We start from the raw sequence: 6,000 nt of genomic DNA on the forward strand, positions 1-6,000 counted from the left end.
GGAACAAAGCCCTTCATAAAGCTTGGTTAACACAGGCCGTACACACTGTCGATTGACAGAACGTCTTCGTCCCGCTTTTCCGCCCGTAACCATGCAAAAACGACAACTCCAACACCAGGCCCGGCCAATGGCATGGATTTGACATTCACCACCAGATGACGCTGCAAATGACAATGCAAGATCAAAAACAGCCCCTCAGGAAAGAAAAGGCATGAAAGCTTACCTGACACGCCTCACCCACAGCGAGCGGAGCGAAAGCAGCGACCGCGATCTTGCGCTCTACCTGACATTCATTGCAGGCGCTGCAAATGCGGGTGGTTTCATGGCCGTTGGCCAGTACACATCCCACATGTCCGGCATCGTCTCCAGCATGGCAGATACCCTTGTCCTTGGCCATGGGACATTGTTTTTGACCGGGCTCTTTGCCGTCTTCTGCTTCATACTGGGTGCGGCGGCATCCGCGATCCTGATAAATTGGGGAAGACGGAAGGAATTGCGTTCTGTCTACGCCCTGCCCTTGGCCGCTGAAGCCTGCCTGCTCGTCGTCTTCGGCTTCAGTGGTCTGATGTTAAGCGGCAATCTACCGATAATCGGCCTGCTATGCTTTATCATGGGCCTGCAAAATGCCGTCATCACCAAAATCTCCGGCGCAAGAATCCGCACCACCCACATTACGGGCCTTGTGACGGATGCGGGAATCGAATTCGGAAAGCTTCTCTACTGGAACCGGACCTCCCCTCCCGGTCGAAGCCCCGTCGATGCCGACAGGGAGAAACTGAAATTGCTGTGCACCATGATCGCACTGTTCTTCACCGGCGGCGTCAGCGGTGCAGTGGTTTTCACGCAGTTTGGCACGGCCGCAGCACTTTTTCTTGCCGTTCCGCTTGCGGCACTCACCCTGTTTCCGCTTCTCGAAGACTTTTCCGCCAGAAAATAACTGCCGCGCCCGTAGGGCGATTTCCCCAGTCCCGCTCAAAGTCCTGTTGACCTCTCCCATCCCTGCACTATAAAGCCGAATAACCCAAAGGGTATCGCAGGGAAGAGTGTCCGAGTGGTTTAAGGAACCGGTCTTGAAAACCGGCGTGCGGGAGACCGTACCGTGGGTTCGAATCCCACCTCTTCCGCCATCCTTATAATTTAATAAATGAAATCAATGATTTGCGGGGCGTTTTGTCAAACTTTGCAGTACGGTTTGACAATTATGTTCTAGTTTTACCCCAGCCTTGGAGGTGAGGAGCCGCTTGTGTGGCGAGCTCTCGACGGCTGGCAGCGACGGTGTAGCGCGTTACTTCTTCCAGGGATTTATGGCCGCTGACGGCCATAATCTGGTGTGGGGTGCATCCAGCCTCGGCCAATCTACGGCACGCGGCTTTGCGTAGGCCATGGGGTGATAGCTTGTCCGGAAGGCCTGCTTCTTTTGTCATTTCTCTAAACCAGTTGGTGAAACCGGCCGGAGTGAATGGCTTCCCTTGCGCGGTCGTCAAAAACGTCATGTTCTTGACGGGCAGTGCGTTGAGCACGTCCTTGAAGGCGGCATGGAATGGAATCTCCACCAATTGGCCTGTCTTTTGCTGAACGATTGAAATCCAACCATCGCGGACATGTTGACGGCCCATGCGGACCACGTCGCTGCGGCGCTGACCTGTATAGAGCAGGAGCGATAGCGCCAAATGCGCGCGGGTTCCAAGCTTGTGGTATGCCATGAATTGCTCAATGTGACGCTCTTCCCAAGTTAGGAAGCCCTCGGTCCTGTGGCGGATTTTCTTCACATCCTTGGTGGGATCATCCCGACGCCATTGCAGATCGACAGCGTGCAGCATCAGCAGATGGATCATACGCAGAAGATTGTTCGCGGCGGCCGGTGTTGCGGCTTTTTCTCCAATGATCTTTTTGACGTGCTGGGCCTGAAGGTGCGATACGCGCTTGGTGCCATGCTCTTCCCGGAAGCGCTCTACGATGCCGCGATAGGTTGTCTTGGTGGATTCCGAAAGCCTCTGAAAATCAGAGGTCTTGTAATAGCTCACGACAAGAGCCGATACCGTGCCGGGCACGCTCTTGGATCTGCCGACCTCAATCTTTTCGCCGGCCGTCGCCTTTTCGTATGACGCCATGAATTCAGGGCTCCACGGCAGCCCCGAAAGAGGCGTAAGCGGATAGCCTTTCCGCCGATAGTACCAGCGAATTTTGCCGTGTCGGTCCTCAAAGCCCTGGCAGTATTTGGGTGGCCTGCGCATTTGCTTCATGCTTCAATCCCAATCGTTACCCTCTAGCAACGAACTATTGCCCTCAGATGGCAGTGCGTCCAGCGCAATATCAATCTGGCGCACATCCCACACGCGTCGCGAATCAATTTTGCGCGGCTGAGGCATGCGCCCGTCATCCACCATCTCGTCAAACTTCGAGACCCCGACGCCTGCATAGGCCGCCGCCTGCAAACGGTTGAGCATTCGCTGAAACGGCAACGGTAACACCGACTTTAGTTGTCGTGGTTCTGTCCGCATAGTGCTCATCGTACATCATCGCTATTTATCACGCTCGCCACTCTACTTGAAGTTTCGTGCACCAAATTTTAGTGTCCGGCTGTACCTAGGCCGCGTCGAACAGCCAAATACGTTCTGTGACCGCCGCTGCGTTACGCTGCTGACTGTCCTTGCTGATGCCGGCGCTTAGAAGGTCACTCTCTGTCTGCGCGCCGCGCTCCTGATAGAGCGCAAACATCTGGGTGCGATCACGCTCGTCTTCGGCTGTAATGCTGGCAGTCTGCTGCATGGTTCATCCTCGGTTTTGTCCAGAAGATTAGGGCAGAGCGCACACCGCGCTGCCGGTTATCCGCTGGGATCTGCATCACCTGTGCGAATGAGGATAATATGCGCAAACGGAACCATGTCAGCAAGATAAAAATGCGCGAACGCATAATTATTTTTCGCCGAGCGGATAATCCGGATATTTTACCTCGGCTTGATCCAGTCGATCGGGGCTGCCCACTCAACGACCTGGTCGATCATATCAGGGTAAAGCGCATTGATGCTAGTCAGCGTCCAGGTGTTCGGGGTCGTGCCCGGACGGACGGTCTTGACGAAGATTCGACCATCGGCCAGCTGCACGACGGCGCGTCTGTTCACCATCTCCGAGGGCGGCAAGGTCTTTGAGTAGAAGAGGATGGTTCCCTCTTCATAGGCGGGATACATCGATTCTCCGGAGACCTCTACGGCAACGGTGTTCTGATGAGCATCTGCCGGCGCATCGACATAGCTTTGGCCGCCTTCGTCGATGGCGTAGATTTCCTGACCGGCGCCGACTTTGCCCATCAGCTTGACGCGCTTGAACGGTTCGCTGTCGGGCGTGCCGAACTCCATGTTGTAGAGCTCGCGGATAGCATCGCGGTGGTGGCCCTCCGGCTCGGAGCCGGACTTCCATCGATTGACGGTAGATTGGGACACGCCAAAATGGGCCGCCAGCTTGACCTGGTTCCACTTTTTCATGCTGAGAAGCTGGGCTATGTAGGTCGCGATATCCATGGGCATGGGAATACTATAGATCGGCGAAACTAAAAAATCCGTTTATGGATAAAATTGCCTTTTCATGATATCTGTTTGCGCATATTATGCGTGAATGTCACCCATCCTCCCCATTTATCTTCTTGACCTCCTCGATCTACGCACCCTGTTGCGTGCAGGCGGTGCGCTATGAGCCGCGAAGCCACGATCCGGCGTGGGGTGCGCAATGCGCATTACGCTGCCATTCCCAATCATGTGTTTGAAGATGCAAGGCTGTCGATGGAGGCCCGCTGGCTGCTGTCTTATCTGCTGTCCAAGCCCGACAACTGGACCGTGGTGATCGGCGATATCGTCAAGAAGGGCAATTGCGGGCGCGACAAGGCGCGCAAGATGATCGCCGAGCTGGTGGAGACCGGCTATGCGGAACGGGAGCAGACCCGCACGGATGGCAAATTCGGGCCAACGGTGCTGGTGATCTTTGACGAGCCGCGACCAGGCTCCGCCAATACCGACACCTGTGATGTCTCTGATACCGCCGAGCTGACAGATGCGTCTGATGCCCCCGACGCATCCTGCAGTTCCGGCAGCTTTGCCGGGGCCGATGCTGTGGCCAAAAGTGTTGCATATCTACCGCAGACTGAATTGCCGTTGTCGGCAAATCCGTCGCCGGTTTTACTGGCGCCGGTAAAATCGGCCCTTAGTAATAACTTACATCTAGCAAAGACTGACTCCTACCAAGGGGAGGGCGAGCGCGAACCGGCTGGTGACGGTCGTGGTGCCGCTGATGTCAATGACAGGGCGGCGAGGCGGCTGGATCGAGCCCGGATCGCCGCGCAGTTCGACACCTGGTTCAAGCTGTGGCCAAGACACGGCAACCCCGATTTTGCCCGCAATGCCTGGTTTGCACTGTCGGCTGGGGAGCGGGAGACCTGCATTGAGCGGACGCCAGCCTATCTGGCCTGGGCAGCACGCGACGACCTGACGGTACCGGCCGTCTACCTCAAGGCACGGGCATGGAGGGAGATGCCGGAGGGTCTGACGGGACATCGGGTTCAAAGCTCTGCCCAGACGCACGCTCAAGCTCAGACCCATCCTCATCCTCAGGCCCATCCCTCTACCCGGACCGGCCCCCAACCCAGTCTCCACACCCATGTCATCGCCAAGGTCTGCGGCAAGCTCTGGATGGGCCGACGTTTCCAGGCGCTGCTCTGCGAGCCCACAGGCCAGCTGGTGATGACGGCTTTCGATGAACGGCGGATTGCCTCAGGAGCAATCAGCCGGGAGGCACTGGCCTGGGAAAAGCGCCGGGACCATGGCTGGCCCCTAGTCAGCAAGATGCACGATCTCGCCGGCCGGAACGAGCCGTTCAAGACCGCGATCGACATCCTGCCGCTGGTCTCCAGCTTCGAGACGGTCGAGTGCGGCAGCACGCTGTTTGCAGCCTGGCGACGGCTGCACGAGCGCCGCGGGTGGATGTTCGTCGATGGCCTGAGCGACTGGATCTCGTTTCCGGCGATCGACCAAGAACAGCCCGATCTCGATGTGGCGGCCGAGGCCGCCCTTGAGCAATTCAAAAACTGCCTAAACGAGGGACGTACCCATGATGCAGCATAACCGTGACCGTAACCAACAGACCGTCATCTCGAATGAATGGCTCTTGACGCTTGCCCGTGTCACAGCCGCCGAGGCGAGGCGGAAGCGCCAGATCGCCATGGCCCGGCGCGAGCGCCCTGACTTCGACCAACTCGCTCGCTGGGTGGTGGCGCGCTGCAAGAGCGGTCTGGAGCAGGCCATCCGCGATGCGCTGACTGAGCGGGGGATCGAGTGCTGGTGCCCCTGCGAGCGGCTGAGACTGCCGCCCCGGCGCCGCAAGCCGGCGATTGTCGTCGAGCGGCCGCTGTTCCGAGGCTATCTGTTCGTGCGGGTGATCCCGGACAACGAGGCCTATGCCGGGCTGCTGCGGGCCTCCAGGCTGCAGAGCCTGATGGGCCAAGATGGCAAGCCCTATCTGATGCCCGAAGTTTTGATGCGGCAACTGCTCTTATCGGCCAAGACTGCGGAGAGACGCCATATGGACGCGGGTGATGTGCCGCCGATGTCTGACATGCTCGGCAAGCAGGTGACGATCCGCTCCGGCCCATTTGCCGACTTCGTGGTGACAGTGTGTCAATCGGCGTTGTAACGGGACCCCTTATCGGCTCCCAAAAGGGACCCCTGCCTCTGGTTGCATCGGGTCAGCGCGCGTAGGCCCGGAGCTCTCCATTTAGCGCAGGGGCCTGCGGGCGCGGGTTGTTTGTCTTTTCGGCTTTAGCTTTGAGAGCGGTTTTTAAAGCGCCAGGATTCGTTCCCGGTTTCCACGATCTCGCAATGGTGGGTGAGCCTGTCGAGCAGAGCGGCGGTCATTTTGGCATCGCCGAATACGGCTGGCCACTCGCCGAAGGCCAGGTTTGTCGTGACGATGATCGATGTCCGCTCATAGAGCCTGCTGATGAGATGGAAGAGG

Annotated in this window: 8 protein-coding genes and 1 tRNA gene; 4 read left to right on the plus strand and 5 right to left on the minus strand. The window is 57.8% G+C overall.

What is annotated here, in order from left to right:
* Positions 1-211: 211 nt before the first annotated feature.
* The gene (locus T424_RS0109380) at positions 212-937 is read left to right on the plus strand and encodes a YoaK family protein (protein ID WP_027487496.1); all 726 of its coding nucleotides are present in this window, start codon (positions 212-214) and stop codon (positions 935-937) included.
* A 100-nt stretch (positions 938-1,037) separates the two neighbouring features.
* Positions 1,038-1,127, plus strand: a tRNA-Ser gene (locus tag T424_RS0109385).
* A gap of 72 nt (positions 1,128-1,199) precedes the next feature.
* Here T424_RS0109385 and T424_RS20640 read toward each other — a convergent pair.
* The 4 genes from T424_RS20640 to T424_RS0109405 all read right to left on the minus strand — a co-directional run bounded on the left by T424_RS20640 (position 1,200) and on the right by T424_RS0109405 (position 3,524).
* Entirely contained in the window at positions 1,200-2,243 is a 1,044-nt protein-coding gene (locus tag T424_RS20640) for a tyrosine-type recombinase/integrase (RefSeq protein WP_051558893.1), read from the minus strand.
* Between the two features lie 3 nt (positions 2,244-2,246).
* Positions 2,247-2,510 carry a helix-turn-helix transcriptional regulator gene (locus tag T424_RS0109395; RefSeq protein ID WP_407921387.1) on the minus strand — a complete coding sequence of 88 codons (264 nt, stop codon included), beginning with the start codon at positions 2,508-2,510 and terminating at the stop codon, positions 2,247-2,249.
* A gap of 76 nt (positions 2,511-2,586) precedes the next feature.
* On the minus strand, positions 2,587-2,769 hold the full coding sequence (locus tag T424_RS20645) for a hypothetical protein (protein WP_037067115.1): 183 nt from the start codon (positions 2,767-2,769) through the stop codon (positions 2,587-2,589).
* Between the two features lie 179 nt (positions 2,770-2,948).
* A complete protein-coding gene (locus tag T424_RS0109405) occupies positions 2,949-3,524 on the minus strand; it encodes an XRE family transcriptional regulator (RefSeq protein ID WP_027487498.1) in 576 nt (191 codons plus the stop codon).
* A gap of 162 nt (positions 3,525-3,686) precedes the next feature.
* Here T424_RS0109405 and T424_RS0109410 point away from each other — a divergent pair, with 162 nt between their 5' ends.
* Positions 3,687-5,111 (plus strand): helix-turn-helix domain-containing protein, encoded by a 1,425-nt coding sequence (locus T424_RS0109410; RefSeq protein ID WP_027487499.1) that lies wholly within the window; start codon positions 3,687-3,689, stop codon positions 5,109-5,111.
* Positions 5,098-5,679, plus strand: a complete 582-nt coding sequence (locus tag T424_RS21760; protein ID WP_027487500.1) for a transcription termination/antitermination NusG family protein — start codon at positions 5,098-5,100, stop codon at positions 5,677-5,679. Before T424_RS0109410 ends, T424_RS21760 begins: the two co-directional genes overlap by 14 nt.
* A 125-nt stretch (positions 5,680-5,804) precedes the next feature.
* Here the strand turns inward: T424_RS21760 and T424_RS0109420 are convergent.
* The coding region (locus T424_RS0109420; protein ID WP_027487501.1) for an ATP-binding protein at positions 5,805-6,000 on the minus strand (196 nt) is incomplete at its 5' end.

Source organism: Allorhizobium undicola ORS 992 = ATCC 700741, assembly GCF_000621665.1.
GTDB classification, from domain to species: Bacteria; Pseudomonadota; Alphaproteobacteria; order Rhizobiales; family Rhizobiaceae; genus Allorhizobium; species Allorhizobium undicola.

What these genes read in the sequence shown, in the direction of transcription:
- T424_RS21760 (WP_027487500.1), top strand. Translation starts at nt 5,098, where the DNA reads ATGATGCAGCATAACCGTGACCGTAACCAACAGACCGTCATCTCGAAT.
- T424_RS0109405 (WP_027487498.1), bottom strand. Translation starts at nt 3,524, where the DNA reads ATGCCCATGGATATCGCGACCTACATAGCCCAGCTTCTCAGCATGAAA.
- T424_RS20640 (WP_051558893.1), bottom strand. Translation starts at nt 2,243, where the DNA reads ATGAAGCAAATGCGCAGGCCACCCAAATACTGCCAGGGCTTTGAGGAC.
- T424_RS0109380 (WP_027487496.1), top strand. Translation starts at nt 212, where the DNA reads ATGAAAGCTTACCTGACACGCCTCACCCACAGCGAGCGGAGCGAAAGC.
- T424_RS0109410 (WP_027487499.1), top strand. Translation starts at nt 3,687, where the DNA reads ATGAGCCGCGAAGCCACGATCCGGCGTGGGGTGCGCAATGCGCATTAC.
- T424_RS0109395 (WP_407921387.1), bottom strand. Translation starts at nt 2,510, where the DNA reads ATGAGCACTATGCGGACAGAACCACGACAACTAAAGTCGGTGTTACCG.
- T424_RS20645 (WP_037067115.1), bottom strand. Translation starts at nt 2,769, where the DNA reads ATGCAGCAGACTGCCAGCATTACAGCCGAAGACGAGCGTGATCGCACC.